Raw genomic sequence first — 25,422 nt, forward strand, 5'->3', positions numbered from 1 at the left:
ATTTAAAACAGCTCTATATCATCTGATGTTGCTTGTGATGAATCATGCCCGCCTTCGACTGCTTTTTGAACATTCAACATACTCGCTCTAATGCCCTCCAATCCGCCCATTATTGTCACTAAATGTTCTTCCGCTTTGCTTAAGTCATTTGTTGATTTTTCAACTAAACCACTAAGAAACACCTCTTGGGCATCAGTCATATCTAAGACGTGATAACTACTGGCTATTTCTAACATCATATTAGACATTACAGAGTTTGTTATTTCATTGTGCGCGTTTACGCCTTGTTTTAGCGCTGTAATGTTTTCGGTTAATTTTTTTATGGCTTCGTTCATGCCTAGCTGCGAATACAGTTCAAGTACTTTTGCTTCTAGGCCCTCGATGATGGCAGCGACATAATCGCGGATCTGCCCAATGGCATGTTCATCGTCTGGCAATGCTTTGATTATAAATGAAACGTGTTTATCATTGATAATCATCCTGTTGGAAAAAGGAAATATTCGGCCTTTATCATGTAAGATTTCGAATACCTCTTTTTCTATCGGTGGTACGTCTGTTTTATTACTTTGAAAGTAGGCAATAGTGGGAAGCGCGATTCTTATAGAACAGGGAAGTTGAAAGCTATCCATCGTTGTAAAAAACAAATTAACCACTTCTTCAATTGATTGGCAATGGCTTAAATTCTTAAAAAAGCGCATTACAATGCTGTATTGCGATGCTTGTTCCATGGTGGTGTGAATGAGCTTTTGACTATCTGTAATATCTTGTTTGTATGACTCTTCTTGGGCTTTTCTTTTGATACTACTTTTTACTTTGAAGAGTAACTCTTTAAGCTCAAATGGTTTAGTTATAAAGTCGGATGCACCGACCTCAAAAGCGGCTAACTTAATATTACTATCCGTTTCTCCTGATACAAAGATAATGTCTGGTTCTGTATTGTTAGTTGTTTGTGCTTTGAGTGCTTTACAAAAATCAATACCATTTAGGTCCGGTAAGTGTAAGTCTAAAACAATAACTTTAGGTGACATTGACTCTAGTGCAGTGAGGGCATTACGCGCATTATCAAAACACACGCAGTTAAAATCATCTTTTAAGACTTCAGTGTAGAGCTCTGTGTAATGAATTTCATCTTCTATGATAAAGATGGGATCTTTGGGTACTGCCGCTGCCATTGAATACTCCATTAAAGCTGACGCTACAGTTAACGCCTATTTTATTTATAGACTGTCTATGAGAAATTACAAACAGTTAAATAAATAAGGAATGGATAGATAAAAGGGGCAACCCCTTATTTTTTCAGAGCTAATCAGCGGGTTTACTCCGTTACTGTGCTTTAACCATGGTAACTGAATCTGTCAAATTGATATTTGAGGAACGTATTTGTCATTACTTTTTATTAATAATGAGTTTAAGAATCAAGGTATAACCTGTGAATTAAATTAAAAGATTGATATATGGTCATGAGCGCTTGTGACATGATGACTTTTATACCTGTGACCATGTTTCGCTAAGCGAAACTCTTTACTTTTGGAGCCTATTGATAAATGTACATCGAGTTATTAAACGCACACTTTAGTCGTGTCTGCATAGGGGAGACAATTACGTCACTGTGGAGTGGGTGTGGTGAAATAGTTAGGTGTTCATTAGATGATAAACCCTGTGTGTTAAAAGCGATTAACGTACCCGATCATATCAACCATCCCCGTATTACACAAAGTGCTGTGGCAATTGACCGCAAAAAACACTCTTATCACGTTGAATACAGCTGGTATCGTCGTTATAGCGACACACTACCGCTGCAATGCCGTGCTTTAACGTGTTTTAACACATTAAAAAAAGACCAAAATTACGTACTTGTTTTTGCTGATTTTACACAGCAAGGTTTTACCCCGGCAGTCCCTTGCGATGAACACATTTTGTCGATTGTTAAATGGCTGGCTTATTTTCATGCTTATCACCTGAATAATAATGGGGATGAACTCTGGAATGAGGGAAATTACTGGCATTTATCAACTCGCCCAGATGAATATGCAAACATGCCCAATGGGGAATTAAAGCAGTTAGCTCATAGAGTGGAAAATAAACTCAATACGTGTGAATACAATACACTCATTCATGGAGATGCAAAACTGGCAAACTTTGCAATCAATAGCCAAACATTAGATGTATTAGGTTATGATTTTCAATATGTTGGTAAAGGAGTTGGCATTGTTGATTTAATGTATTTTCTGGGGAGCTGTTTGGATGAACACGCCTTACTCACTCTCACGGATAAATACCTCGATGCATATTACTCTTTTTTAAGCTGTGCAATTAAACATTTTAATATACCTTGCGACGCTCAGTCAGTCATTACTCAATGGCAAGCACTTTGGCCTTATGCCTGGACCGATTTTTATCGTTTTTTAGCAGGCTGGAGCCCGGCGCATGGTAAAATAAACGCGTACATGCTTAAGCAATACGATACAGTTATTCACTATGAACAAACAGGACGAATATAAATGAGCAGCCAAGTCATACGCTGGGGAATGATAGGGTGTGGTGCCGTTACTGAAGTTAAAAGTGGCCCAGCCTATCAAAAAACAGACGCCTTTGAATTGTATGGTGTTACTCGTCGGGATAAGGCATTAGCCATTGAGTACGCTGCGCGCCATCAGATCCCCCATGTCTATCCAGATGCTGATGCATTAATTAATTGCCCTCATATAGATGCGGTGTACATTGCAACGCCTCCGGATAGCCATTTAGCCCTCGCATTAAAAGTGGCTGACGCAGGCAAACCTTGCTGTATCGAAAAACCACTTGCACCCACGTACCAAGAAAGTTTACAAATTAATAACGCCTTTGCTGATAAAGGCCTTGCTGTATTTGTTGCGTATTATAGGCGTTCGTTACCTCGCTTTAATCACGTTAAAGCATTGCTTGATGCACAGGCCATTGGGGATGTCCGTCATATCAGTTGGCATCTCAACAAAGCACCTAACCCACTTGATTTATCAGGGCAGTATAATTGGCGAACCGATAAAAACATTGCGCCAGGTGGCTATTTTGATGACTTGGCCAGCCATGGGTTAGATTTGTTTGGCTTTTTATTTGGTGAGTATGAAAAAGTCAGCGGGATGGCGACTAATCAACAAGGTTTGTATGGCGCGTTTGATGCGATTACAGCATGCTGGCAGCACAAAAAAGGCGTAACTGGCTCTGGCAGCTGGAACTTTGGTGGTTTTTCGCGTTTTGATGATGTGATTGTTTACGGCTCAAACGGCGAGATACGTTTTAGTGTGTTTGATGAGCGCCCTATAACGGTTACGAATGATAAAGGGGTGCAACAACATGACATTGCTAATCCGCAAAATATTCAGCTTTATCATGTGCAAAATATGGCTGAATCACTTTTAAAGGGGCATACTCACCCGTCAACAGCGCACAGTGCGACGCACACAAGTTGGGTGATGCAGCAAATTCTTACTCCTTGACTGGGACTTGATAGGCACGTTTTAGCGCACTAATCAATCGACGTTCTTCAGCTGAATCAAAAATATTAATGTGTGCGCTAATGACTTGTCGTTGAATATTTTCTTGCTGCAATACGTTATCAAACAGTTTTATTGCTTGCTTACCCTGTGGTGATTTTGAACATGCTATATAACCAAACAGTGTGTTACTTGCATTTTTTATCTCGATGTACTGCGCATCATTTATGCGGGGGTCTTTGTTGTGGCGCGAAAAAAAGACGGCGGTAAATTCAATAATGGCATCAATTTTTTTCTCAAATAGCATCCTGCTCAATCGGGCAGCGCTTGTTGTGCCTGCTAGAGCAATAAACGATCCAGAGTTTACGCTTAGGTAATTATCTATCTCTTCACCATAGGAACGACCACTGGTAAACCCTACTTTAAGCCTGTATTTGCCAATGGCATCAGCCAAGGACATTTGTTTTGGGAGGTGAGGTTTATTAAGTGTGATCAAACGATTGGCGGGGAAGGCCATGATTGGATACTGATTAAAAATAGCATTTTCTTCTCTTGCGGCGTTTTTTACTTTTCTATACAAGCACACATCTGGTGAAGTGTGAAGTTGCTTCCACTCTCGTAAGCGGCTTGCAGGTACAAATGCCAAGCTTAATTGGCCATCTAATGCTTTTTCTATGTCTAGCATGAGTTTGGTCGCAGCGTTTTGCGGCGTATCGTCTAGCTGTGGGGCAAAGTCTGTCACAAGCTGAATATGCAAAGGGGCCACTTTACTTGCTGCATTGGCCATGTGTGTTGATGCGATAAAAAATAATAAAACATAGCAGAAAAAGTGAGGCATAGCGCATATTTCAGTGGCTGCATAATTATTGATTATAGTGCAATTAAAACAAAATGCGCTAAAGCGACCTATATCTGAGCGTTATGTGTATAGGTAGAAAATTTTATTGTTAATCTTTGGTTTTTTCAGCTTATTGTAATTTTTTACGTTAAAATAAATCATGTTTTTCTCCTTATCAGGCAACAATAATGGCAATTCATGTAATTAATCACCCTCTCGTTCAGCATAAACTTGGTTTAATGCGTGAATTTGGTATAAGCACAAAAAGTTTTCGTGAGCTCTCATCTGAAGTCGGCACGTTATTAACTTATGAGGCGACTAAAAATTTACCGCTTGAAAAGGTAGAAGTGCAAGGTTGGGATGGCAATAAATTAGACGTTGAGCACATTAAAGGTAAAAAAATTACCGTGGTGCCTATTTTACGCGCAGGCCTTGGTATGATGGATGGCGTAATGCAACTGTTACCAGCTGCAAAAGTCAGTGTTGTGGGTTTACAACGTAACGAAGAGACCCTAGAGCCAATTCCATACTTTGAAAAGCTGGTGGGTAAAATTGATGAACGTTTAAGCTTAGTGATTGATCCGATGTTGGCAACGGGTGGATCGATGATTGCCACAATCGATATGCTAAAAAAAGCAGGCTGTAAAGAAATTAAAGTCATTGTACTTGTGGCGGCGCCTGAAGGGGTTGAAAAAACCTTGGCGGCACATCCTGATGTTGAGATTTTCACGGCTGCACTTGATTCACATTTAAATGAAAAGGGGTATATCATCCCTGGTCTAGGTGATGCTGGCGATAAAATATTTGGTACTGTTTAGGTTATTATTGTGACTAAAAGTAATGTGACGCAAGAGTCCTTTCTTTCTATAAAAACCATCTTAACGGGGGCGCAAATGTTATTTGTCGCTTTCGGTGCGCTGGTATTGGTGCCGCTGTTGACAGGCCTTGATCCGAATGTTGCTTTGTTTACAGCAGGGGTTGGCACTTTATTGTTTCACTTGGTCACAAAAGGCCAAGTTCCCATTTTCTTAGCCTCTTCATTCGCATTTATTGCGCCTATTATTGCTTGCGTGCAGTTATGGGGAGTGCCTGCCACTATGGGCGGATTAATGGCTGCGGGTGCTGCATATATGTTGCTTGGTCTTTTGGTCAAACTAAAAGGCGTAGCAATGTTACATACAATACTTCCTCCCGTGGTGGTTGGCCCGGTGATTATGGTGATTGGCCTTGCGCTTGCGCCTGTTGCCGTCAATATGGCAATGGGTAAAAGTGGTGATGGCGCAGTGCAATTAGTTGCGTATGACAAGGCAATTTGGGTGGCCGCTTTTTCTTTGTTGGTGACGCTTATTTTTGCTGTGTGGGGCAAAGGTGTTTTTAAATTAGTGCCGATTCTTGCCGGGGTAATAGCCGGGTATAGTTTATCTTTGGTGTTAGGTTTAGTGCAGTTTGATGCAGTGGCTAACGCACAGTGGATAGCGATGCCTGCATTTACTTGGCCTGAATTTAAGTGGCAAGCAGTATTATTTATGGTTCCCGTTGCAATTGCACCTGCAATTGAGCACATTGGCGATATGATGGCAATAAGCCAAGTGACTCATAAAGATTACCTTAAAAAGCCAGGTTTACATCGAACCTTATTTGGTGATGGTTTAGCAACTACGGCGGCATCATTATTTGGTGGGCCGCCAAATACGACCTACTCAGAAGTGACGGGGGCGGTCATGCTGACGCGTAATTTTAACCCTAAAGTAATGATGTGGACGGCGGTGATTGCCATTGTATTAGCGTTTGTGGCTAAGATGGGCGCAGGTTTGCAAACCATCCCAGTGCCAGTGATGGGTGGCATTATGATTTTACTATTTGGTTCTATTGCCGTCGTGGGGCTTAACTCGTTAGTAAAATCAGGGGAAGACCTTACTGCACCGCGTAATTTGTCCATTGTTGCACTTATTTTAGTGTGCGGGATTGGTGGTATGCATGTTGGTGGCAGTGAGTTCAGTCTACAGGGTGTGAGTTTATGTGCAATTTTAGGCATTGTACTGAACCTTGCACTACCTAAGGCTGAAAAGTCCGCGTAGTTTTGAACAGAATGTTAATTAATTGCACCAAAATAGCGCATTAAATATGCGCTATTTTTTTAACTTGCTAAAATTAAAGTACTTTTAATATTGGTCTACAAACTGCATTTCTCTTTATATGTCATACTGAGATAAGCGCTTTTATGCAAGAGACCAATATAGTGGATATTACCCCGTTTTTAGCTAAGCACCAGCTTCCCCTTAAATATCAATATTTAAGTGAACACTATTTTATTCCTTTAGCTGAAGATATTATTTCAGCTAAAGGCTCAACGCAGGCAATGCTTGTTGCTATTAATGGCTGCCAAGGATCAGGTAAAACAACCTTGGCGGATTTTTTAGTAACATGGATAAACACCAATACAGAGCTCAATTGTATGAGCCTTTCTGTGGATGATTTTTATCATAGCCGGGCTGTACGCGCCAAGTTAGCTGATGATATACACCCTTTATTTAGTTCAAGAGGGGTGCCAGGTACGCATGATACCGCGTTAATGCAGCAAACAATAAAAGATCTGTTGGCAGGCAAAGTGGACGTCTCTGTGCCTGAGTTTAATAAACAAACTGACGATCCTGCTCCGCGTGAGCAGTGGCACAAAAACACGAAACCCATCGATATCATTATTTTTGAGGGATGGTGTGTTGCAAGCAAAGCACAGCAGCCATATCAACTAGAGCAGCCAATAAATGAGCTGGAAGAAAAGCATGATCAAGACGGTATTTGGCGTCGCTGTGTAAATAGTTGTTTGGCGAATGAATATCAAGGTGTGTTCAATCTAATAGATTACACCATTATGTTGAAAGCCCCTTCATTTAAAGCTGTTTATGGCTGGCGTCTTGAACAAGAACAAAAATTGCTTGCAAACAAAGGCGTTGGGCACGGTACATTTGATGAAACCAGCCTAGTCAGGTTTATTTCACATTTTGAACGCATTACTCGTGAAAACCTAAAAGTTATGCCTGAGCAGGTCAATGCATTACTCACATTGGATAAAGCCCGTGACATTGTGTCTATGTCTTTAAAAGCTGATTCAGTGCCTATGCCACTGATTTTTACTGATCTCGATGGCACGCTACTCAATCATGAAGATTACGATTGTGAAGCGATTACTCCATTTTTAGCTAGGCTCACTGAGGCAGCGATTCCTGTTGTGTTCAATACGAGCAAAACATTTGCTGAGGTAATACAGCTTCAACGATCGCTAAATCACCAGCAACCTTTTATTACCGAAAATGGTTCAGCTGTGTATATTCCAAAAAATTATTTCACATTAAAGCCGATTGGGTGTGAAGAGCTTGAAGGGTATTGGCGATATGCGTTAGCGCCAAGTAATAAATCATTTCATGCCGATCTCATTGAGTATGCGTCTGATTTAAGCGCGAGTTTTAAGCTTTTTAGTGAGCTTTCCTGTCAAGAGGTCGCAACCTTAACTGGGCTCAATGAAGCGCAAAGTAAATTGGCGTTAACTCGCGAATACTCAGATCCTATTTATTGGCAGGGGACAGAGCTGCAGCGCGGTGAGTTTATCAAAAAAATGACGGCTGTCGGCTATGAAGTGCTTGCTGGGGGTCGGTTTATTCATTTGAATAAGCAAACTCATAAAGGGAAGGCACAAAACTGGTTATTGAACCAATATAAAAACAACCATCGTCGTCCATTCACAACGATTGCATTGGGTGATAGCCATAATGACATGGCTATGCTTGATGCCGCAGATATCGCCATATTAATCAGCAACCCCCATAGCAAAGCAAAAGCTAAATTAGCACATAAACCATGGCTTGTTAGTGAGCGACCTGCACCGCTGGGCTGGATTGATGAGATCGCTGATTTACAAATAATTAAAACGCACTTAGCGCCAACAAAGGAGCAATCACATGGCTGATTTTTATCAAAACGGCATCATTACGACCTTACATAACATTGCAGACCGACCTGTAGAAGCGCTAGAAGCAGAACTTGTAGAGTTTTCAAAGCAGCGTCCGATGGGGCTTATTTTACCGTCGTTGTATAGTGAACTCGAAGGACCTGCGTTGCAAAATATAGTGAAGGAATTAAAGCATGTACCTTATTTATCACAAATTACTATTGGTTTAGACAGAGCAGATGAAAGTCAGTACCGAAGTGCATTAAGATTTTTTGCTGAGCTTGATCAGCCTCACAAAGTACTCTGGAACGAAGGGCCACGTCTCCAAGCCTTAGATAAAGAACTACAACAGTTAGGCGTTGCACCCAGAGAGTTAGGCAAAGGCCGTAATGTTTGGTATTGCATGGGGTATAAACTGGCGACGGCTAAGGTGGAGTCTATCGCGTTGCATGACTGTGATATTTTAACCTATGACCGCGGATTGCTGGCTCGCTTAATTTACCCTGTTGCGCACCCGCGATTTAATTATGAGTTTTGCAAAGGTTTTTACCCACGCACAGCCGATGGGAAAATAAATGGTCGTGTCTCACGTTTATTAGTAACTCCTTTGTTACGTTCATTTAAGACTATTTTAGGAACAACGGATTATTTAGAATACATGGACTCGTTCAGGTACCCACTTGCCGGTGAGTTTTCGTTTCGCCGAGACGTCCTCAATGATATTCGGATCCCAAGTGACTGGGGATTAGAAATTGGTGTGCTTTCTGAAATGTATCGCAACTATTCGCATAACCGTTTATGCCAAGTTGATATTGCTGACAATTATGATCATAAACACCAGAACTTATCACTTGATAATCAAGCTGCTGGCTTATCAAAAATGTCTATTGATATTACAAAAGCGCTGTTTCGGAAGTTGGCTACACAGGGGGTGACCTTCACCACAGAGACCATTCGTTCATTAAAAGCGACTTACTACCGTATTGCGTTAGACTTTATCGAAACCTATCACAACGACGCCATGATGAATGGATTGACGCTCGATATTCACCAAGAGGAAAAAGCGGTTGAAATGTTCGCACAAAATATAATGAATGCGGGTCAGCACTTTTTACAGCACCCAATGGAAGCGCCATTCGTGCCGAGTTGGAACCGTGTAGCCTCTGCTATGCCTGATGTTTTTGCTCGCTTAGAAGAAGCTGTTGAACTTGATAACAATGAATTTTCATAATGTGAGAGTAGGTATAACTTATAAGATAACCTCCGATTGGCATTTACAGCCACAGACTAAATATGAAAGGTAGGGCAATGAACAAAGCGCTATTTGAACAACGAGTTGAGCAACATTTATCAAGCATCTATGACGGTGTAGATTTATGTATGAGCATTAACGCATTGGCCAGCATGTTAATTACTACGATGTTAAAAGACGATGCGGTGAGGGATCCCACTCCACACAAAAATAGATGGGATCAACAAGATATTGTGCTTATTGCGTATGGTGACTCAATTATGCGTCACGGTGATAAGGATCAGGCTGTCGCTGTGCCTAATGAGCCACCTTTGCATACGTTGCATCGATTTATAAAAAGTCAATGTGCAGGGAGCATTAACTCGTTGCATATTTTGCCTTTTTATCCATATAGTTCTGATGAAGGGTTTGCTGTGATGAACTATGTGCAAGTAAATGAGGCACTAGGCAGCTGGGATGACATACGCAGCATCGCAAAAGATGTCAAACTAATGGCTGATTTGGTGATTAATCATTGTTCGAGTCGTAGTCGTTGGTTTGAGAATTTTTTGCAGGGCAAAGAGCCTGGCGTGAGTTACTTTAAAACGGCCAGCTTAGACGATGATCTTTCTAAAGTCGTGCGACCGCGAACATCGCCATTACTCAATACCGTTCAAACAGCGTTTGGTGAGCGCCATGTATGGTGTACGTTTAGCCCTGATCAAGTGGATTTGGACTTTGCAAACCCGTTAGTACTGAATGAGTTTATTGGTATCATCCGTCATTACTTAGATAATGGGGTAAAAATATTTCGGCTTGATGCGGTGGCTTTTCTTTGGAAAGAACTTAACACATCGTGCATTAATCTTGCGCAAACGCATGAGGTGATCAGGCTATTACGTACGCTGATTGAACATGTTGAGCCAAACGCTATTATCATTACAGAAACCAATATTCCAAATAAAGAAAACCTATCCTATTTTGGTAACGCAAATGAAGCGCACTGTATTTATAACTTCTCGTTACCTCCTTTGCTACTTCACACGTTATTAAGCGGCGATAGCAAAGCCTTAAAGCATTGGATGATGAGCATGCCACCGGCCCAAAATGGCACGGCATACTTTAATTTTATAGCTTCTCACGATGGTATCGGTTTACGCCCCGTTGAAGGGTTGCTCAGTGAAGATGAAATAGGCAATATTGTCAATACTGTTAGTTGCTTTGGTGCTAAGGTATCCATGCGTACAGCTAATAACGGGACGCGTTCACCTTATGAGTTAAACATCGCTTTATTTGATGCTTTACAAGGGACACACAAAGGCGTTGACCAGTGGGGATTGAAGCGGTTTATATGTGCGCATGCCATTATGTTTGCCCTTGAAGGCATACCAGGGTTGTATATTCATAGCTTGCTTGGCACCACGAATGATTATGAGCGTTTTGAAAACAGTCAACACAATCGTTGTATTAATCGTCACCGTTGGCAAGAAGCTGCATTACTTGATAAGTTAGCTGATGAGTCAAGTCATCATCATCATGTGTTTAATAATATCAATACATTATTGGCTATACGCAAGCAACAAGATGCATTTCACCCGAATGCAACTCAATTTACTTTGCATTTAAGTGGTGCCTTATTTGGTTTTTGGCGACAAAGTATTGATCGCCGACAAAGTATATTTTGTGTTTATAATATCAGTGACAAAGTACAGACCTTGTTACTTGCGGATTTAAACTTAATAGACACTGAGCAATGGTTTGAGTTGATAAGCGGTGAGACGGTCAATGATGAGCATCAAAATATTGCGCTTTCACCTTATCAAGCGTTGTGGTTATCGAATCGGCAATAGTGCGGTCATTGTTCATATAATTGAAAGGCTTTTCAGCCCTATTAATCTGAGAAGCCTATACCTGTTGCTATTTGATAAAGAAGATCATCAGCACCACCTCCTTGAGTATAAATATTGGCTTAGCAGGTAAGCGCGAAGGAATAAGAAGTAAACTTTCAGGCTAAGTAACCAAAATGCTTCTTCCTCAAACTTTTTTCGGGCTGTGTCAGGTGTAAATAATGAAGACTGTAAATCCCCTTTACAGTCTTATTTCTCAAGCTCTTTAAGGAGATTACCTATAGTAAATGCTTGCCAATGTTCGGTTGTTTTGCTGAAATTTTTAAAATTAACGTCATCTAAGCTATTTTTATTGATAAGCGAAATTAATGCTTTATTTTCTGCTGTTAAACGAGTAAATATCGGGTAAGTGTTATGAGGTATAGGCCAAATTAGAGGTTTTTTATGGTGATCATATAAGATGACTAATGCATAAGCGCCCAGCAAAACATGACCTCCATATGAGGCATCAAGTGGTTTTAATGTTTTTGGTGTTGCATCCCAATTTATGCCGCCAACCTTTACTGTTGCTTCTTTATTGAGTTTTTTTAGGGCACGTTTAGCACCAAAGGCAATGGCATCATTTGCGCACCAAATAAGGTTTATTTCAGGGGCTAAATGTAAAAAAGCCACTGTTTTTATAAAGCTTTCATTTTCAGACCAATTTGCCACATCTTTTGCAATTAGCGTGATCTTTGAGCGAGAAACGTAATCCATCAACCCTTCTGTGCGTTCAATTGACGCAGGAGTTGAGTAATCACCAAGTAGCGCCAGCATATTGGCAGGCGCATCAGAATGGTTACTATGTTCCTCAAAAAGAGCTTGTGCGAGCATGCGACCCACATTGCGGTTATCAGGACTCACACTTCCTATTATATTGAGCCCACGTTCTTTAAGCATTACCCGTTGATTTGGTGAGGGTGGGTTAAGTAGAAATAAAATGGGAATATTATGGGTGTTTATTTTAGTTATAAAGTCACTGGAGACACTTTTTTCATCAACGAGTATTAAATAATCAGGCTGATCTTTAATTGCGTCTCGAATAAGCGCTTTCATCACAATATGATTTCGATTGGCATATTTGACGTTTAGTTTTATTCCTAAGTCATCAGCTGCATTATCCATTAGCTTAGCTACTTTATACCAAAAATTACCTGTGCTGTTTTCTGATGTATTGTCTTCAGAATAGCCAGGGTTCACAAAAGTGACTTCAAGGGCGTGGCTATTTAATGTAAAAAATAAACAGAAAACACTCACTATAAAGCGAAGAATTTGGGTTAAATGCATTAGGACTCAATTAAAACTTATAATTTAAAGTGCGCTTGATTAAAGCACAACAAAGATGAACACAGCACAAAGGTTATATTTGCTAATAGGGTGCTATATAATACTAACCTTAGCATATCCACAGCAATCGTCTTTTAGGGTTATTAAATGAAAGCATTTTTATACATTGTAGTACTTATGTTTAGTCATTCAGTATTGTCGGCTGAGGTTACTAAGTTGGGAACAACCATGAAAAATATGGGGCTTGCCTATAAGAAAAGTGTGCAAGCAACTGACGTTAAAAAGTTTAATCTCGCTATTGATGAGTTTATTAAGTTAGTAGAGGTAAGTCAGCTTACTAAGTTTAATAAAGAAGCAAAAAAATCAGTTCAAGGGCTTGATAAGGTATTAGTAAAAGCTAAGTATGCAAAAAAACTCGCAAATGAGCAGGGATTGGAGGCGGCTAAAGCGCCTTTAAAATTAATCGACGAATTACGTAAAGAGTATCATGAGCTGCATGAGCCGCCTGGTTTTTGGGAGATACTATTTGGAAAATAGTACTATTTGTTATGTGCGCTAATTATAAGCGCACATAGGTCCATGCAAAAATGACTACTTCTATCCTTTCTTTTTCATACCTTGTACGGCTTTAAAACGTGGATTGTCTTTACAAATTACAAACACACGGCCTTTTCGTTTTACTATTTGACATCCTGGGCGGCTTTTAGCGCTCTTTAGTGAACTTAGTACTTTCATGGGTAACCCTTATTTCGCAGACAGGTTTTTAAAGCGGCGATTAAACGCAGCAACACGACCATCACTTGCCACTGTTTTTTGTTTACCTGTGTAGAAAGGATGAGAATCACTTGATACGTCAATTGGCACATATGGATATGTTTTACCGTCAAGCTCAATAGTACGATTGGTTTTTATAGTCGAACCAATAATAAAATAGCTGTCTGCTGCGGTGTCGTGAAAAGCAACGGTTTGGTAATCAGGGTGTATATTTGGTTTCATAATATGGCTCATTGTTATGTGATAATGTATCTGTAATTTACAGTGAATAAGAATCGTTTGCAAAAAGTTTTTTGCTCATTAAATGATGGTGCTGTCTGTAATTTGTACAAATGATTCAAAAGATAAGCAGTCAGTACAAAAAAACTAGCTATTGAGGTTTAGCCTGTTATAAATAAGGTGTAACCGAGCAACAGGAGGCAAGCTTTATAATGAGCGAACACACACAAGAGACTACCCACGTGCAAACTCAACAGATCGATCAAGGTGTAATGGACACATTACGTAGTAGAGATAACTCATTACTCGCCCAGCAGATCGATCCTCTTAGTTGCACTCACAATGACATCGTAGAGTTACTCGCGCAATATTTAGCGCTGAGCGATCAGGATGACGATGACCTATTTGACGCTTGGTTTGATGGTTTAAATAAAGCGCAACACACCGTTTTAAAGGTGTTTGAAGTTTACCGCGGCCAGTTTGAGCATCAAGAATAAACCCTTAACATACAATAGTTCGCGTTAATACGACGTTTTTATATTAAATCCGTGGTGTTTTCGCGAACAGTTGAGTCGATAATTCTTTCGCTCAGCAGAGCAATCTAGGTCTGGCTGTTTCCCTGTTACTGATAATCGGGCTCTGATACCTGAGATAATTAACGTAAAGGCGTCACGTTAAATGTTTATTTTCATAAAGCTCAATTAGGGTGTTCCCACTAATCTTTTGCACTTTTACTGTCTCATTACGCTAAATCTGGGTGTAATGTATACTAAACGCGTTTGGCGCACAGCCATACCAACGCTTAAATGCGCGATTAAACGAGCTTTGCTCATTAAAGCCAAGAACAGCGGCAATCTCTCCCAAGCTCAAAGTATCGGCCAATAAAGCATATCGTCGTTTTCGTTCTTGGTCGAGTAAATGAGCAAATGTGCAGTGCTCACGCTTTAGTTTTCGTTGTAAAGTGCGTGGGGTTAAATTTAATGCATTAGCAACGATAGGTTGGTTAACGCCATGTAAGTCTTGTTTGCTCATTAAAATGCTCATGACACGCTGTGAGACCCGTTGACCTGATTGAATATCAGTTAACTGCTCTTTTGAAAGTTGCGTTAACGTGTGATGCATTATTGGGTTATCACTAGAAAATTTAAATTGTAAATAATCATGCGGAAAATCAATCTTATTCGAAGTCATGCCGCCTTTTACGTCACAGCCAAACCAGTTACTTAATTGGTGTAATTGTAGTTTGGTAAATGGGTGCACAAAGTGTAAACATTTGGGCGCTAGATCTGGGTCTAATAAGTGTCGTACAACAGCCACCCAAGCGGTCATATTGCGAAGAACGACTTGCTCTGAACATTGATTTTTTGGTGTCCAACATATTGTTGCGATTTGTTTATTATAACTAAAGTTGGCTGTACCAATATCTGCCACTAAGGTGTCGTAGTGCAATAATGAGTCAATGGCAGCCGCTAAGTCACGGCTAGATTCAATTAAATAACCCAGAACCCCGTAGTCTGCTGTACGTATATCTTGGCCTAAATGAAACCCAAATAGTGGGTCTTCACAGTTTTGCTTACCGAGCTCTAATAGTGCTTGGTAGTGAATTAATGAAACACGATCACCAATTACCTTTTCTTTAAACTCTGAAAAGCCTATTTGTTGTAAGCAAGTCTGCTTACATAACCCTTTTTGTGATAAGTAGTTGAGCACACTTGAAAAATAAATATCTGAGGTTGTATTCATAAATTGGTAATCATAGGTGTCGCCTAAAGACAAAAACTTGTCGCTTTATCACAAGTCTGCCAGCAATGTTCTGATTATGCTAGCGCTAATAGTTGGACACCGTTATGAGTCTATTTTAATGGCAATTTGTATACTTCAATCACAGCATATTCACAGCTCAGCTGAAACAGTATTAAGTACTTTGTGCGATCACGTGCGGTTAAATCGATTTTTTAACGCCTCATTTTCAATTATTTCCGCAGAGGAAGGTGTCGTTCGGCGTCAGGTAACTATGCTAGGTTATCAGTTTATAGAACATGTAAAGCAAACTGATTTATACACTCTGGAATATTATATTGCAGGGCCTTCACCGGTTAAAAATCATTCTGCGATGATTAAAGTAAACCCTTTAAAAGCGGGGTGTCAGTTAACTTATCTTATCCACTGTGATGCCAAGTGGTGGCAACCTACTTGGTTGTTAAGATTGCTCATAACACATGATTTAAAAAAAGCATTAATAAAACTTAAGGCTTATTGCGATGCGAGTTGAGCTGATATTACTGGCATTGAGCCCAATTTTTTTTGTATTCATCGTATTTGAGTTTATTAAATTTCGCCGTTATTACGAGGTCAAAGATTCACTGGCGAACACGATGCTTGCCTTAATGCATCAGTTAAGTGATGCATTATCTGTTTTACTACTACTTCCTTTTTTTTATTGGTTACATCAATACTCATTGTTTAGCATAGATTTGAACCCGTTTACTATTTTTATAGCGTTTATATTGCAGGATTTTTTATATTATTGGTTTCATCGTGCTTCTCATCATATTCATTGGTTTTGGGCTGCACATGTTGTGCATCATAGTTCAAAGAACATGAATTTTACGACTGCGTTCAGACAAAGTATTTTTTACCCTGTTGTCGGTATGTGGCTATTCTGGTTACCCATGATCATAATTGGGTTTGAACCACGGTTTATGATCATGGTTGTTGGAATTAATTTAGCGTATCAATTTTTTATACACACTCAGATTGTTGGCAGGCTAGGGTGGCTAGAATATCTTTTTAATACACCTTCACATCATCGTGTTCATCACGCTATTAATAAGGGGTATATTGATAAAAACTTTGCAGGGGTATTAATTGTGTGGGATAAACTTTTTGGTACCTTTGCGCAAGAGCGTGATAAGGACCAAAATCAGTACGGTATTATGGGTGATTGTGATAGCACGAACCCTTGGACAATTAGTGTGATGCAATGGCGTATCATGCTAACACAGTTTAATTCAGCGACCCATTTGAAAGAAAAGTTAAAAGTGGTATTTGGTTACCCCAGTCATTTAGTAAAGACTAAAAATAAAAAAAGCATGTATAAACCACGACCCGATCGCTAACACTTAGTTGTATTTTCAGAGCCTTTATTTAATAAAAATAAAATGATTAGTTCCGAGGAAGTAATCGCTGTTAGTTGCGATATAAAAATAAGCAATATCCCCATGCCAGCATGGATATCAAGTTCAATTCCAAAGACTAAATAAGGCACGAATATAACACTTAAAATGGCAGAGCAGGCTCTTATACATGCCGTTTTAAAATCATGATAGTCCTTAGATAACAGATAGATAATAAGGTAAGGAGTAAGTAATATATAAAAACTTATTTCATTAGGCCTAAAATATTTAATGCAAATAGCAATAAATGAAATGACGGCTAAGGCCCTTACTGAGTAAGTTATTTTATTGTTATTCATAGCTTTCCTTAGCAATTGAGTTTTGAACTGTTGCAATATCTATTGCAAAAAAGGAGAAATATTCCACCTAATTATATTTTTATGTCATTAATTATAGTTAGCACTGGGAGGCGTATAACAAGTCCCTATATATATCCAAATTAAGATTAGTTGCAAACACAGAAAATGCAAAAGTAAAGGCTATATTTTTAGCAAAAATTATCATGGTTACTTTTTAGCGGCTAGATAAAACAATTAATATCAGCAACTTATAACTTTAATCGTTTATCAATATGATTGAAATAATGACCAAAATACATTTCTAAGGGGTCAGCAGTATTAACGGCCTTATTTAACCGATAAATCATACTTAAGAATCAGAGCCTCTATATAGTGTGTTCTTAATGTGTGTTGTTTTTCATGGTCTGCACCGTGGCTCAGTGCACGATTTAATAGTTTCATTGCTGGGTGAAGCTGTGTTCGCTCATCTTGGTTAAGGCTTGCTTTAGTGCGTAGCTCAGTAATGTCGTCCACCACTAAGCGTCCTATGTCGACCGCTGCTATTTCGTCAATTAAGCCATTTTGTGTAAGTACGCCATACTTACTGCATAAAAATTGTTGCCACACTTGTTGTAGATGTTCTTCAATGCCGCAGCCAAACAGCTCTTCGTTAAATTCAAACCCTTGTTGAGCCAGTTTACTAAGCGCAGCCATGTATTGTTGTGCGAAGAAATTAAACGCGTGACTCGACGATGTAATTTTTTGTTTTGCCAAGTTTTGCCCCCAATTAACACAGCCGCGTGGATAATAGTCATCATATTCTTCACATTCATACAAACCAGAGTAAGAGCTGCAACTGAGCGTATTTTTAATGCAATAGCTTGGTTTTGGAAATAATCCTGATTCCTGCCACTGAGACAGCGTATCTTCATCAATCGCTAACGCTTGGCAAAGTTCTTCGCTATGGTAAAAATGGGTCGCTAAAAATCGTGATAAACGCATAAATTGACACTCAAAGTTAGAAAATAAAACAACTGTTTATTTGTACAGTGTTTATTTTGACCTAGGGCTTCATATAAAACAAGTAATTTTATTATTTCATTATGCAAAACTCCCAAAATAAAGTCAGTTATGGTACAACTACATCAAGTTTTTTTCAGAATATATATTTATGCGCACCCTAGAACAAATTAAACAAGCAAGTCTTATTACCGCAATCAAAACTCCTTACTTATCAACAGGTGAGATTGACCTAGGCACATACGATCAGTTAGTTGAGGAGCAAATAGCGGGTGGTGTTGACGGCATTGTTGTTGGTGGCACGACCGGTGAAGGGCAATTAATGAACTGGGAAGAGCATTTAATGTTAATTGCTCACAGTGTTAATAAATACTCAGATAAACTCGTCATTGTAGGCAACACTGGAAGTAACAATACTCGTGAGGCAATCAAAGCAACGCAGTATGGGTTTGCAAGTGGAATGGATGCCTCATTACAAATTAATCCTTATTATGGGCGTACATCGATAACAGGTGTTAAAGAGCACTTTAATCGCGTTTTAGCCATAGGCCCAGCTTTTATCTACAATGTAGCAGGGCGAACTGGACAAGATTTAACACCTGATATCATTGAGCCTTTAGCACAACATGAAAATTTTATCGGTGTTAAAGAGTGTGGCGGTAACGAGAGAATTAACCATTATGAACAACAAGGTATTGCGTGTTGGTCAGGCAACGATGACGAAGCACATGATGCGCGTCATATTTATCAATCACATGGTGTGATTTCAGTCACGTCTAATTTGATCCCGGGGTTGTTTCGTCAGTTAATGGATACAAAGAGCGACGAGTTAAACACGACGTTACAACCATTAATCAGTTGGTTGTTTTGTGAACCTAATCCGATTGCAATAAACACGGCCTTAATGATGACCGGCGCAGTTAAGCCAGTATTTAGAATGCCTTACACGCCGCTTAACGATGAACAGCAGAATGAAGGAAAAGCCCTTATTAACCAGCTTAAAGGGCAAGATATTGTGGGGCATGTAGCTGAAAATCTTGATAAAGAGACTGTGTTGATTTTATCTTAGCTTTTTACCCTACCTCTTCCAGCCCATACGCGATGGGCTGGATAACATACTATTGCCAGTAGTAATTTAGTTTTATTTGCCACACTGATTCATGTGCATGGTTAATTGCAAACCTCACATCAAAATCTGGGGTTATAGGCATTGATACTTCTAGGTGTGCTGTTCCTGGCAATTCATTATGTAGGTAAGATTGCTCATATGATACCTTGAATTTTATACCTGATTTATTGCCAGTCAGTATACCTGTTTCAATAGATGAGTCATAAAAGTGAGTGTTGATAGGTAAATCGCCTAAGGTGCCGTTAATCAGCATATATGCTATAAGATGGTTATTAATTTGCCATGATTGTCCAATTCCTCCCACAGCAAAAGCACTTTTGCATGAAGTACACAAAAAGTCTTGCCGCTCAAAGCCGAGGTTTATTTTCCAAGACCACTTTGTTTCATTGGCCCAGGCTAATACATTAGGATTATAAGACTCTAAATCTAACAGGTGAACTTTATTAACATAAATATTGTTATTATTAATGGCTATCTCTGTATCTAGCATTTCTAAGTTAGAAAAAGGAATACGCGCAAAATCAGAGGCAAGTGAATCAAAATAACTAAGCCTAAAGCCTGCTTTAAAATAATTATTAGCGGCACCATGGACTGCTGTAAAAGACGTACTCGATGCCTTTTGTGCTTTATGCGGAGGTTGTTTGGTATAGTTAAAATGATGTTTATTCTCACCCATGGGTAACTTTAATCGCGCTTTTATCAAGGCTTTTTTTAAATTATTAGTCAGAATGGGTGATTGCTTTTGTATTTGTTTAAGTTGTACAAGTTCAAATAGTGCGCCAATGATTGCTTTTTGAGAGTGAATAGGTAAAGCCAAAAAGTTACTGTGTGAAAGCACCTTCGGGGACACGTAAATTTGCTGAACATAAGCGTTCTCTTCCTTTGTAAGGGCATCTAAATGTTTGTTAAATAAAGTCTGCCTAGAAGGCGTAAACTTAATTCTATTTACCGCTTTTTTGCCTTTATATTGCGCATTTTCCAAGCGTGAGAAAATAGTGGCAGGTATCACCCAAGGGGTACTGGATTGTGTCAGCTGATCACCGATAACTAATTCAATAATTTGTGCAAGGTGGTATGCACAATTCTCATCAGCAAAATAATAATCAAACTCTGTACCTAACAGTTCCCATAAATGATTAGCGATAAAAGTCACATCTCGAGTTGAAAAATTAAGCGTGTACTCCCACAAATCCCTCAACTCTATTTCACCGTAGTTATGTTGATGGCGGTAAAAAAGCTGATCTGAAAAGCCTGCTTTATAGCCACCAAATAAACCTTTTGTTATATAAATAAGGCCGTTCTCATTTTCTGGAACATGTGCCCCGTAATTAATACTGTAATCTAACAGTTGATTCTTTGTGTGTGTTGAGCGGTTCAACTTAAGTAACAGGTGACCGTATAACGATGCAGGATTACTCATATAGCCAGACGCAAACACGAGGCTAACAGAGTGAATCTTTTGGCTTTCACGCCATTTTTCTAGATCGGGACAGTCTACATCGTCTTGCTTAAAAGTGACCCCTTGTTCTATCAACCATTGATAGCGAGCAGGGTACTTACACTGCATAGTTCTGTCAGTATCAAAGGCATGAAGCGTAGCTTTAAGCTCCGAAAGCGGGTTGTTTTTTCCATCTATAGCCAAAAAAAACGAGTTGTTGGTAATATAGCTATCGGATTTTGTGTTGCTCTTGTAATGGCCTAACTTTAACCACGTTGGATTTTTAGCTAGGGAGTCTGGTGAATTAATAGCGAAACTTGAAAAAGAGAGAAACAAAAAAAAACTAATGAGAGGGATATTTAAGTTCATTTTTTAACCGAGAATAAAGGGCCGTTAAGCCCTTAAAGATTTAGATCGCAGCGCATTCAGATGAAAAGTTAGTTGAAATGTTACTTTCTACTAATTCATAAAAGGCTTGTGCGTTATCTACAGGTGCATTGGCAAAGTTAGTTCGAACGTTGCTGATGATTTGTTGATGAGCAACTGCGTCACAACCACGTACATTTAACATTGCTGAAATGTATTCGCCTTCGCCTTGTGCAATTTCTTGCTCAAGTACTGGGAAAGTTTGCTGAATAAATTGCGCAGTTTTGACGTTTGCGCCTTCACAGCTGTCTACTGAAGAGATGTTTGATGAAACGGCCGTTGTACCTAAATCCCAAATCACGTTAGAGATTGCTGCAGCAACTCCATTTTCTGGGAACACCATTGCGCCAATACCACATTCTTGCCATGGGTTAATGCCATTATTTGCTTGTGACGGCATAGAAATAAATGCAGTTGCTAAAACTGCAGCACCTAAACATCTTTTTATCATTAGTTTATCCTTATTATAAATGAGGCCTTCTTTAAAGGCTGCTGGATAATACACATAACCTTTAATTAAATGCAATATTAGCCCTGTATAAAAATGTAAGAAAAGGTACGGGGACACGAAGTGCTGATGGGTGAGATTTAACCTGTTTCGTGTGACTTAAAAATCGGATTGTGGAATAGCCAAGGATAAACGAGTGTTTAAAGTTGTTTTAACTAACGGTTGTTTCATTTTTACTGTATAATTTGCGACCCCCTTGATATGTGGCCGTAGGTAATACAGCATGAATTTTAAATCTTTTAGTTTTTCTCCTGAACTTATTCAGGCGTTAGATGAACTTAACTATCACACCCTTACGCCCATTCAACGTGGTGCTATTCCTGCAGTACGTAAAGGCAAAGATGTTTTAGCTAGCGCCCAAACCGGGACAGGTAAAACGGCTGCGTTTTCATTGCCTATTATTCATAAATTATCTGAAGTTGCGCGCACTGCAACTAATGCGCCTCGTGCCTTAGTACTTGCACCTACACGTGAATTGGCAGAGCAAATTGCGAATAATATTAAAGATTTTGCTAAATACACATCACTTAAAACCGTGTGTTTATTTGGCGGCGTAAACATTGCCGGACAAGCCAATGGCTTAAAAGAAGGTGTTGATATCGTTGTTGCTACACCGGGTCGATTACTTGACCATATACGGTTAGGTAATTTGAGTCTTGCGCAGGTTAAACATTTGGTACTTGATGAAGCAGACCGTATGCTTGATATGGGTTTTATTACTGACATGCAGACCGTCATCAATGGCTGTGCAGAAGAACGTCAAATTTTATTGTTTTCAGCAACTTTCCCTGCGGCCATTAAACAGTTTGCTAGTAAAGTGTTAACACAAGCTGAAATAGTGCGAGTTGATCAAACAAACAGTACTGCAGCAACGGTGAATCATGTTGTTTACCCTGTTGAAGAGCGTCGTAAACAAGAGCTCTTATCTGAACTTATTGGTAAGAAAAATTGGCAGCAAGTTCTAGTTTTCGTAAACATGAAAGACACGGCTGATGTACTAGTAAAAGAGCTAAATCTTGATGGTATCCCAGCGGCCGTATGCCATGGCGATAAAACACAAGGTAATCGACGCCGTGCACTTCGTGACTTTAAAGAAGGTAAAGTACGTGTTCTAGTTGCCACTGAAGTGGCTGCTCGTGGCATCGATATTGATGGCCTTCCTCGCGTTATTAATATTGACCTACCGTGGCTTGCTGAAGATTATGTCCATCGTATAGGTAGAACGGGTCGTGCGGGGAATCATGGTGAAGCAATCTCGTTTGTCAGCCGTGAAGAAGAGAACATGTTGTTTGAAATCGAAACATTAATTGGTCAAAAAATAAAACGCCAGTTTTTACAAGGCTATGAAGTGAGTAACCGCGACGTATTGATTGATAAAATTGGTAAAAAGCCATCGCATTTACGCCGCAGCCATACAAATAAACCATCCGGACAAGCAACTGGTGAAGCGAGAGCTAAAAATCGCTCACGTATTTCTGGTGTCAGAAAATCCCTTAAAGGTGAAAAGTTAGCGCTAAAAAAATAGTGTTACGTGGTGTTTATAGTAATAAAAAAGCCTGAGTAATCAGGCTTTTTTATTACGCTACATTGACTCAAGCATACTGAGTCAATGATTTTTTTAGTTGTGAGTTTAGCGATGCTTTTCAAGCATCGATAATGCAAGTGCTTCGGCTGCTTTAATACCATCAATACCTGCAGATAGAATCCCGCCAGCATAACCTGCACCTTCCCCTGCTGGATACAACCCTTGCGTATTAATACTTTGCATCGTTTTATCGCGTTTGATACAAATAGGTGAAGAGGTCCGTGTTTCAACACCGGTTAACAGGCCATCATTGGTTGAAAACCCGCGAATTTTTTTGTTAAATGCGGGGATCGCTTCTCTAATCGCTTCAATAGCAAATTTAGGCAAAACATTCCCTAAATCAGTCAGTTTAATGCCGGGAGTATAAGACGGTTTAACATCACCGATATCACTAGAATCTTTGCCTTTTAAGAAATCACCAATTAACTGCGCGGGAGCATCATAGCTGCTCCCACCAAGTTCATAGGCTTGTTCTTCCAATTTACGCTGTAAATCAATGCCTGCCAGCGGATGACCTGGGAAATCTTTTTCAGGCGAAATACCAACAACGATTGCGCTGTTTGCGTTTCGTTCATTACGCGAGTATTGACTCATACCATTAGTTACAACGCGGCCTTCTTCTGAGGTTGCAGCAACCACAGTGCCACCTGGGCACATACAAAAACTATAAACCGTGCGTCCATTATCACAGTGGTGAACAAGTTTATAATCCGCAGCACCTAAGATTGGATTACCGGCATTGTCACCAAAACGGCATTCGTCAATCATTGATTGCTTGTGTTCGATTCTAAACCCGACAGAAAACGGCTTCGCTTCAACATAAATACCTTTGTCATGGACCATTTTAAATGTATCGCGTGCACTGTGCCCTACAGCAAGTACAACATGCTGCGTATCAATTTGCTCACCATTAGAGAGTTTTAAACCTGTCACTTGGCCTTCATCGAGTAAGATATCATCAACGCGAGTGCTAAAACGTATCTCACCGCCAAGCTCTTCAATGCGTGCACGCATTTTTTCAATCATGGTCACTAACTTAAATGTTCCGATATGGGGCTTGCTGACATACATAATTTCTTCAGGTGCACCTGCTTCAACAAACTCTGTAATAACTTTACGGCCATAATGTTTTGGGTCTTTAACTTGGCTGTAAAGTTTACCGTCTGAAAAAGTACCTGCGCCACCTTCACCAAACTGAACATTTGATTCTGTATTGAGTGTGCGTTTACGCCAAAAACCAAAGGTATCTTTTGTACGCTCACGGACTTCTTTACCTCGTTCTAATATTATGGGTTTAAAGCCCATTTGCGCCAAGACTAAACCCGCAAATAACCCACATGGGCCAAATCCTATAACGACTGGTCGCTGGTTTAAATTTTCTGGTGCGTGAGCAACAAACTTATAGCGTGTGTCAGGGGCTGGTTTTACATGTTGGTCTTTGTTGAACTTTTCGAGCAGTGCAGCTTCATTTTCAACATCGATATCAAGGGTGTATATAAGTAGTATGGCGGTTTTTTTACGAGCATCATAACCACGTTTAAAGACATTAAAGCTATTTAAATGCTCTTTTTCAATGCCGAGTTTATTAATAATTGCATGGTGTAAGGCATCTTCATTATGATCAAGAGGAAGCTTTATTTCTGTTAAACGTATCATATTTAATCTCTGTTAGGTGTCTTAGCAATAACGGTAACGTTATGCTCACAATTGCGGGGTATTTTACGTTAATTTAAGCGCTGATGGCAGTGATTATTTATTGTATTTTTGCTGTGGTTGGGTATGATCTTGCGCTTATATTTCGATAATTATTGGGTTCGCGTATTATGGCATTTGTAGTCACAGAAAATTGTATAAAATGTAAATACACTGACTGTGTGGCTGTGTGTCCTGCTGACGCATTCTATGAAGGTCCTAATTTTCTTGCTATAAGCCCAATCGATTGTATTGACTGTGGTTTATGTGTGCCTGAATGCCCTGCTGAGGCAATATACCAAGAAGATGAACTCCCAAAAGATCAAATCGAGTTTACCGAACTTAACGCCGAGCTGGCACTCATTTGGCCACGTATTACTGAGGTCAAGACCGCACCAAGTGACGCTGATAACTGGAATGGCGTTGAGAATAAGCTTAAGCTAATAGAGACTTAATCTTGTTTTTATAGTTCCACCTGCGCATTTTTCATTATTTTTAACATTTTATCCATAAAAT

25 protein-coding genes are annotated in these 25,422 nt (G+C 39.6%); 14 read left to right on the forward strand and 11 right to left on the reverse strand.

The window, feature by feature from the left end:
• Positions 1–2 precede the first annotated feature (2 nt).
• On the reverse strand, positions 3–1,172 hold the full coding sequence (locus tag ATS75_RS04560; RefSeq protein ID WP_058559248.1) for a response regulator transcription factor: 1,170 nt from the start codon (positions 1,170–1,172) through the stop codon (positions 3–5).
• A gap of 372 nt (positions 1,173–1,544) precedes the next feature.
• Between ATS75_RS04560 and ATS75_RS04565 the strand changes: the two genes are divergently transcribed.
• Positions 1,545–2,501, forward strand: a complete 957-nt coding sequence (locus ATS75_RS04565; protein WP_058559249.1) for a kinase — start codon at positions 1,545–1,547, stop codon at positions 2,499–2,501.
• Entirely contained in the window at positions 2,502–3,476 is a 975-nt protein-coding gene (locus ATS75_RS04570; protein WP_058559250.1) for a Gfo/Idh/MocA family protein, read from the forward strand.
• Here the strand turns inward: ATS75_RS04570 and ATS75_RS04575 are convergent.
• Entirely contained in the window at positions 3,466–4,260 is a 795-nt protein-coding gene (locus tag ATS75_RS04575; protein WP_152996182.1) for an ABC transporter substrate-binding protein, read from the reverse strand. The two genes, ATS75_RS04570 and ATS75_RS04575, sit on opposite strands and share 11 nt — an antisense overlap.
• Before the next feature lie 239 nt (positions 4,261–4,499).
• Between ATS75_RS04575 and upp the strand changes: the two genes are divergently transcribed.
• The 5 genes from upp to ATS75_RS04600 all read left to right on the forward strand — a co-directional run bounded on the left by upp (position 4,500) and on the right by ATS75_RS04600 (position 11,338).
• A complete protein-coding gene (upp, locus tag ATS75_RS04580; protein ID WP_058559252.1) occupies positions 4,500–5,129 on the forward strand; it encodes a uracil phosphoribosyltransferase in 630 nt (209 codons plus the stop codon).
• Positions 5,130–5,138: 9 nt separating this feature from the next.
• Positions 5,139–6,389 (forward strand): uracil-xanthine permease family protein, encoded by a 1,251-nt coding sequence (locus ATS75_RS04585; RefSeq protein ID WP_082665401.1) that lies wholly within the window; start codon positions 5,139–5,141, stop codon positions 6,387–6,389.
• Between the two features lie 143 nt (positions 6,390–6,532).
• On the forward strand, positions 6,533–8,275 hold the full coding sequence (locus tag ATS75_RS04590) for an HAD-IIB family hydrolase (RefSeq protein WP_058559253.1): 1,743 nt from the start codon (positions 6,533–6,535) through the stop codon (positions 8,273–8,275).
• On the forward strand, positions 8,268–9,488 hold the full coding sequence (locus ATS75_RS04595) for a hypothetical protein (protein WP_058559254.1): 1,221 nt from the start codon (positions 8,268–8,270) through the stop codon (positions 9,486–9,488). The genes ATS75_RS04590 and ATS75_RS04595 overlap by 8 nt, the downstream gene beginning before the upstream one ends.
• 77 nt (positions 9,489–9,565) lie before the next feature.
• Positions 9,566–11,338 (forward strand): sugar phosphorylase, encoded by a 1,773-nt coding sequence (locus ATS75_RS04600; RefSeq protein ID WP_058559255.1) that lies wholly within the window; start codon positions 9,566–9,568, stop codon positions 11,336–11,338.
• Between the two features lie 246 nt (positions 11,339–11,584).
• On the opposite strand, the gene ATS75_RS04605 is transcribed toward ATS75_RS04600, so the two are convergent.
• Positions 11,585–12,661: an ABC transporter substrate-binding protein gene (locus tag ATS75_RS04605; protein WP_058559256.1), complete on the reverse strand. Its 1,077-nt coding sequence runs from the start codon at positions 12,659–12,661 to the stop codon at positions 11,585–11,587.
• A gap of 147 nt (positions 12,662–12,808) precedes the next feature.
• Between ATS75_RS04605 and ATS75_RS04610 the strand changes: the two genes are divergently transcribed.
• Positions 12,809–13,198: a cytochrome b562 gene (locus ATS75_RS04610; RefSeq protein ID WP_058559257.1), complete on the forward strand. Its 390-nt coding sequence runs from the start codon at positions 12,809–12,811 to the stop codon at positions 13,196–13,198.
• A gap of 60 nt (positions 13,199–13,258) precedes the next feature.
• Here ATS75_RS04610 and ykgO read toward each other — a convergent pair whose 3' ends face one another.
• Entirely contained in the window at positions 13,259–13,396 is a 138-nt protein-coding gene (gene ykgO / locus ATS75_RS04615; RefSeq protein WP_058559258.1) for a type B 50S ribosomal protein L36, read from the reverse strand.
• Positions 13,397–13,405: 9 nt separating this feature from the next.
• Positions 13,406–13,657 carry a type B 50S ribosomal protein L31 gene (locus ATS75_RS04620; protein WP_058559259.1) on the reverse strand — a complete coding sequence of 84 codons (252 nt, stop codon included), beginning with the start codon at positions 13,655–13,657 and terminating at the stop codon, positions 13,406–13,408.
• Between the two features lie 209 nt (positions 13,658–13,866).
• Here ATS75_RS04620 and ATS75_RS04625 point away from each other — a divergent pair, with 209 nt between their 5' ends.
• Entirely contained in the window at positions 13,867–14,151 is a 285-nt protein-coding gene (locus tag ATS75_RS04625; protein ID WP_058559260.1) for a hypothetical protein, read from the forward strand.
• Between the two features lie 250 nt (positions 14,152–14,401).
• Here ATS75_RS04625 and ATS75_RS04630 read toward each other — a convergent pair whose 3' ends face one another.
• Positions 14,402–15,397, reverse strand: coding sequence for an AraC family transcriptional regulator (locus ATS75_RS04630; protein WP_058559569.1), 996 nt, complete (start codon positions 15,395–15,397; stop codon positions 14,402–14,404).
• A 76-nt stretch (positions 15,398–15,473) separates the two neighbouring features.
• Between ATS75_RS04630 and ATS75_RS04635 the strand changes: the two genes are divergently transcribed.
• Positions 15,474–15,926 carry an SRPBCC family protein gene (locus ATS75_RS04635; RefSeq protein ID WP_152996183.1) on the forward strand — a complete coding sequence of 151 codons (453 nt, stop codon included), beginning with the start codon at positions 15,474–15,476 and terminating at the stop codon, positions 15,924–15,926.
• Positions 15,916–16,773: a sterol desaturase family protein gene (locus ATS75_RS04640; protein WP_058559262.1), complete on the forward strand. Its 858-nt coding sequence runs from the start codon at positions 15,916–15,918 to the stop codon at positions 16,771–16,773. Before ATS75_RS04635 ends, ATS75_RS04640 begins: the two co-directional genes overlap by 11 nt.
• On the opposite strand, the gene ATS75_RS04645 is transcribed toward ATS75_RS04640, so the two are convergent.
• Both ATS75_RS04645 and ATS75_RS04650 read right to left on the reverse strand, forming a co-directional pair.
• The gene (locus tag ATS75_RS04645) at positions 16,770–17,129 is read right to left on the reverse strand and encodes a hypothetical protein (protein ID WP_058559263.1); all 360 of its coding nucleotides are present in this window, start codon (positions 17,127–17,129) and stop codon (positions 16,770–16,772) included. The two genes, ATS75_RS04640 and ATS75_RS04645, sit on opposite strands and share 4 nt — an antisense overlap.
• 327 nt (positions 17,130–17,456) lie before the next feature.
• Positions 17,457–18,110: a DUF6058 family natural product biosynthesis protein gene (locus ATS75_RS04650; RefSeq protein ID WP_058559264.1), complete on the reverse strand. Its 654-nt coding sequence runs from the start codon at positions 18,108–18,110 to the stop codon at positions 17,457–17,459.
• Between the two features lie 169 nt (positions 18,111–18,279).
• On the opposite strand from ATS75_RS04650, the gene dapA reads away from it, so the two are divergent.
• Positions 18,280–19,197 (forward strand): 4-hydroxy-tetrahydrodipicolinate synthase, encoded by a 918-nt coding sequence (gene dapA, locus ATS75_RS04655; protein ID WP_058559265.1) that lies wholly within the window; start codon positions 18,280–18,282, stop codon positions 19,195–19,197.
• A gap of 49 nt (positions 19,198–19,246) precedes the next feature.
• Here the strand turns inward: dapA and ATS75_RS04660 are convergent, their stop codons facing one another.
• Positions 19,247–21,064 (reverse strand): DUF4105 domain-containing protein, encoded by a 1,818-nt coding sequence (locus ATS75_RS04660; protein WP_058559266.1) that lies wholly within the window; start codon positions 21,062–21,064, stop codon positions 19,247–19,249.
• Between the two features lie 40 nt (positions 21,065–21,104).
• Positions 21,105–21,572 carry a DUF3015 family protein gene (locus tag ATS75_RS04665; protein WP_058559570.1) on the reverse strand — a complete coding sequence of 156 codons (468 nt, stop codon included), beginning with the start codon at positions 21,570–21,572 and terminating at the stop codon, positions 21,105–21,107.
• Positions 21,573–21,852: 280 nt separating this feature from the next.
• Between ATS75_RS04665 and ATS75_RS04670 the strand changes: the two genes are divergently transcribed.
• Positions 21,853–23,154 (forward strand): DEAD/DEAH box helicase, encoded by a 1,302-nt coding sequence (locus tag ATS75_RS04670; protein WP_058559267.1) that lies wholly within the window; start codon positions 21,853–21,855, stop codon positions 23,152–23,154.
• Between the two features lie 105 nt (positions 23,155–23,259).
• On the opposite strand, the gene ATS75_RS04675 is transcribed toward ATS75_RS04670, so the two are convergent.
• Positions 23,260–24,870, reverse strand: a complete 1,611-nt coding sequence (locus tag ATS75_RS04675) for an NAD(P)/FAD-dependent oxidoreductase (protein ID WP_058559268.1) — start codon at positions 24,868–24,870, stop codon at positions 23,260–23,262.
• Between the two features lie 167 nt (positions 24,871–25,037).
• On the opposite strand from ATS75_RS04675, the gene fdxA reads away from it, so the two are divergent.
• On the forward strand, positions 25,038–25,361 hold the full coding sequence (gene fdxA, locus ATS75_RS04680; protein ID WP_058559269.1) for a ferredoxin FdxA: 324 nt from the start codon (positions 25,038–25,040) through the stop codon (positions 25,359–25,361).
• Positions 25,362–25,422: the final 61 nt, after the last annotated feature.

This window comes from Pseudoalteromonas sp. H105 (genome assembly GCF_001469215.1).
In the GTDB taxonomy this organism is placed as follows: Bacteria; Pseudomonadota; Gammaproteobacteria; order Enterobacterales; family Alteromonadaceae; genus Pseudoalteromonas.

Excerpts from the sequence above, each read along its gene's own strand:
- ATS75_RS04560 (WP_058559248.1), bottom strand. The coding sequence starts at position 1,172 with ATGGCAGCGGCAGTACCCAAAGATCCCATCTTTATCATAGAAGATGAA.
- ATS75_RS04565 (WP_058559249.1), top strand. The coding sequence starts at position 1,545 with ATGTACATCGAGTTATTAAACGCACACTTTAGTCGTGTCTGCATAGGG.
- ATS75_RS04570 (WP_058559250.1), top strand. The coding sequence starts at position 2,502 with ATGAGCAGCCAAGTCATACGCTGGGGAATGATAGGGTGTGGTGCCGTT.
- ATS75_RS04575 (WP_152996182.1), bottom strand. The coding sequence starts at position 4,260 with ATGGCCAATGCAGCAAGTAAAGTGGCCCCTTTGCATATTCAGCTTGTG.
- upp (WP_058559252.1), top strand. The coding sequence starts at position 4,500 with ATGGCAATTCATGTAATTAATCACCCTCTCGTTCAGCATAAACTTGGT.
- ATS75_RS04590 (WP_058559253.1), top strand. The coding sequence starts at position 6,533 with ATGCAAGAGACCAATATAGTGGATATTACCCCGTTTTTAGCTAAGCAC.
- ATS75_RS04595 (WP_058559254.1), top strand. The coding sequence starts at position 8,268 with ATGGCTGATTTTTATCAAAACGGCATCATTACGACCTTACATAACATT.
- ATS75_RS04600 (WP_058559255.1), top strand. The coding sequence starts at position 9,566 with ATGAACAAAGCGCTATTTGAACAACGAGTTGAGCAACATTTATCAAGC.
- ATS75_RS04605 (WP_058559256.1), bottom strand. The coding sequence starts at position 12,661 with ATGCATTTAACCCAAATTCTTCGCTTTATAGTGAGTGTTTTCTGTTTA.
- ATS75_RS04610 (WP_058559257.1), top strand. The coding sequence starts at position 12,809 with ATGAAAGCATTTTTATACATTGTAGTACTTATGTTTAGTCATTCAGTA.
- ykgO (WP_058559258.1), bottom strand. The coding sequence starts at position 13,396 with ATGAAAGTACTAAGTTCACTAAAGAGCGCTAAAAGCCGCCCAGGATGT.
- ATS75_RS04620 (WP_058559259.1), bottom strand. The coding sequence starts at position 13,657 with ATGAAACCAAATATACACCCTGATTACCAAACCGTTGCTTTTCACGAC.
- ATS75_RS04625 (WP_058559260.1), top strand. The coding sequence starts at position 13,867 with ATGAGCGAACACACACAAGAGACTACCCACGTGCAAACTCAACAGATC.
- ATS75_RS04630 (WP_058559569.1), bottom strand. The coding sequence starts at position 15,397 with ATGAATACAACCTCAGATATTTATTTTTCAAGTGTGCTCAACTACTTA.
- ATS75_RS04635 (WP_152996183.1), top strand. The coding sequence starts at position 15,474 with ATGCTAGCGCTAATAGTTGGACACCGTTATGAGTCTATTTTAATGGCA.
- ATS75_RS04640 (WP_058559262.1), top strand. The coding sequence starts at position 15,916 with ATGCGAGTTGAGCTGATATTACTGGCATTGAGCCCAATTTTTTTTGTA.
- ATS75_RS04645 (WP_058559263.1), bottom strand. The coding sequence starts at position 17,129 with ATGAATAACAATAAAATAACTTACTCAGTAAGGGCCTTAGCCGTCATT.
- ATS75_RS04650 (WP_058559264.1), bottom strand. The coding sequence starts at position 18,110 with ATGCGTTTATCACGATTTTTAGCGACCCATTTTTACCATAGCGAAGAA.
- dapA (WP_058559265.1), top strand. The coding sequence starts at position 18,280 with ATGCGCACCCTAGAACAAATTAAACAAGCAAGTCTTATTACCGCAATC.
- ATS75_RS04660 (WP_058559266.1), bottom strand. The coding sequence starts at position 21,064 with ATGAACTTAAATATCCCTCTCATTAGTTTTTTTTTGTTTCTCTCTTTT.
- ATS75_RS04665 (WP_058559570.1), bottom strand. The coding sequence starts at position 21,572 with ATGATAAAAAGATGTTTAGGTGCTGCAGTTTTAGCAACTGCATTTATT.
- ATS75_RS04670 (WP_058559267.1), top strand. The coding sequence starts at position 21,853 with ATGAATTTTAAATCTTTTAGTTTTTCTCCTGAACTTATTCAGGCGTTA.
- ATS75_RS04675 (WP_058559268.1), bottom strand. The coding sequence starts at position 24,870 with ATGATACGTTTAACAGAAATAAAGCTTCCTCTTGATCATAATGAAGAT.
- fdxA (WP_058559269.1), top strand. The coding sequence starts at position 25,038 with ATGGCATTTGTAGTCACAGAAAATTGTATAAAATGTAAATACACTGAC.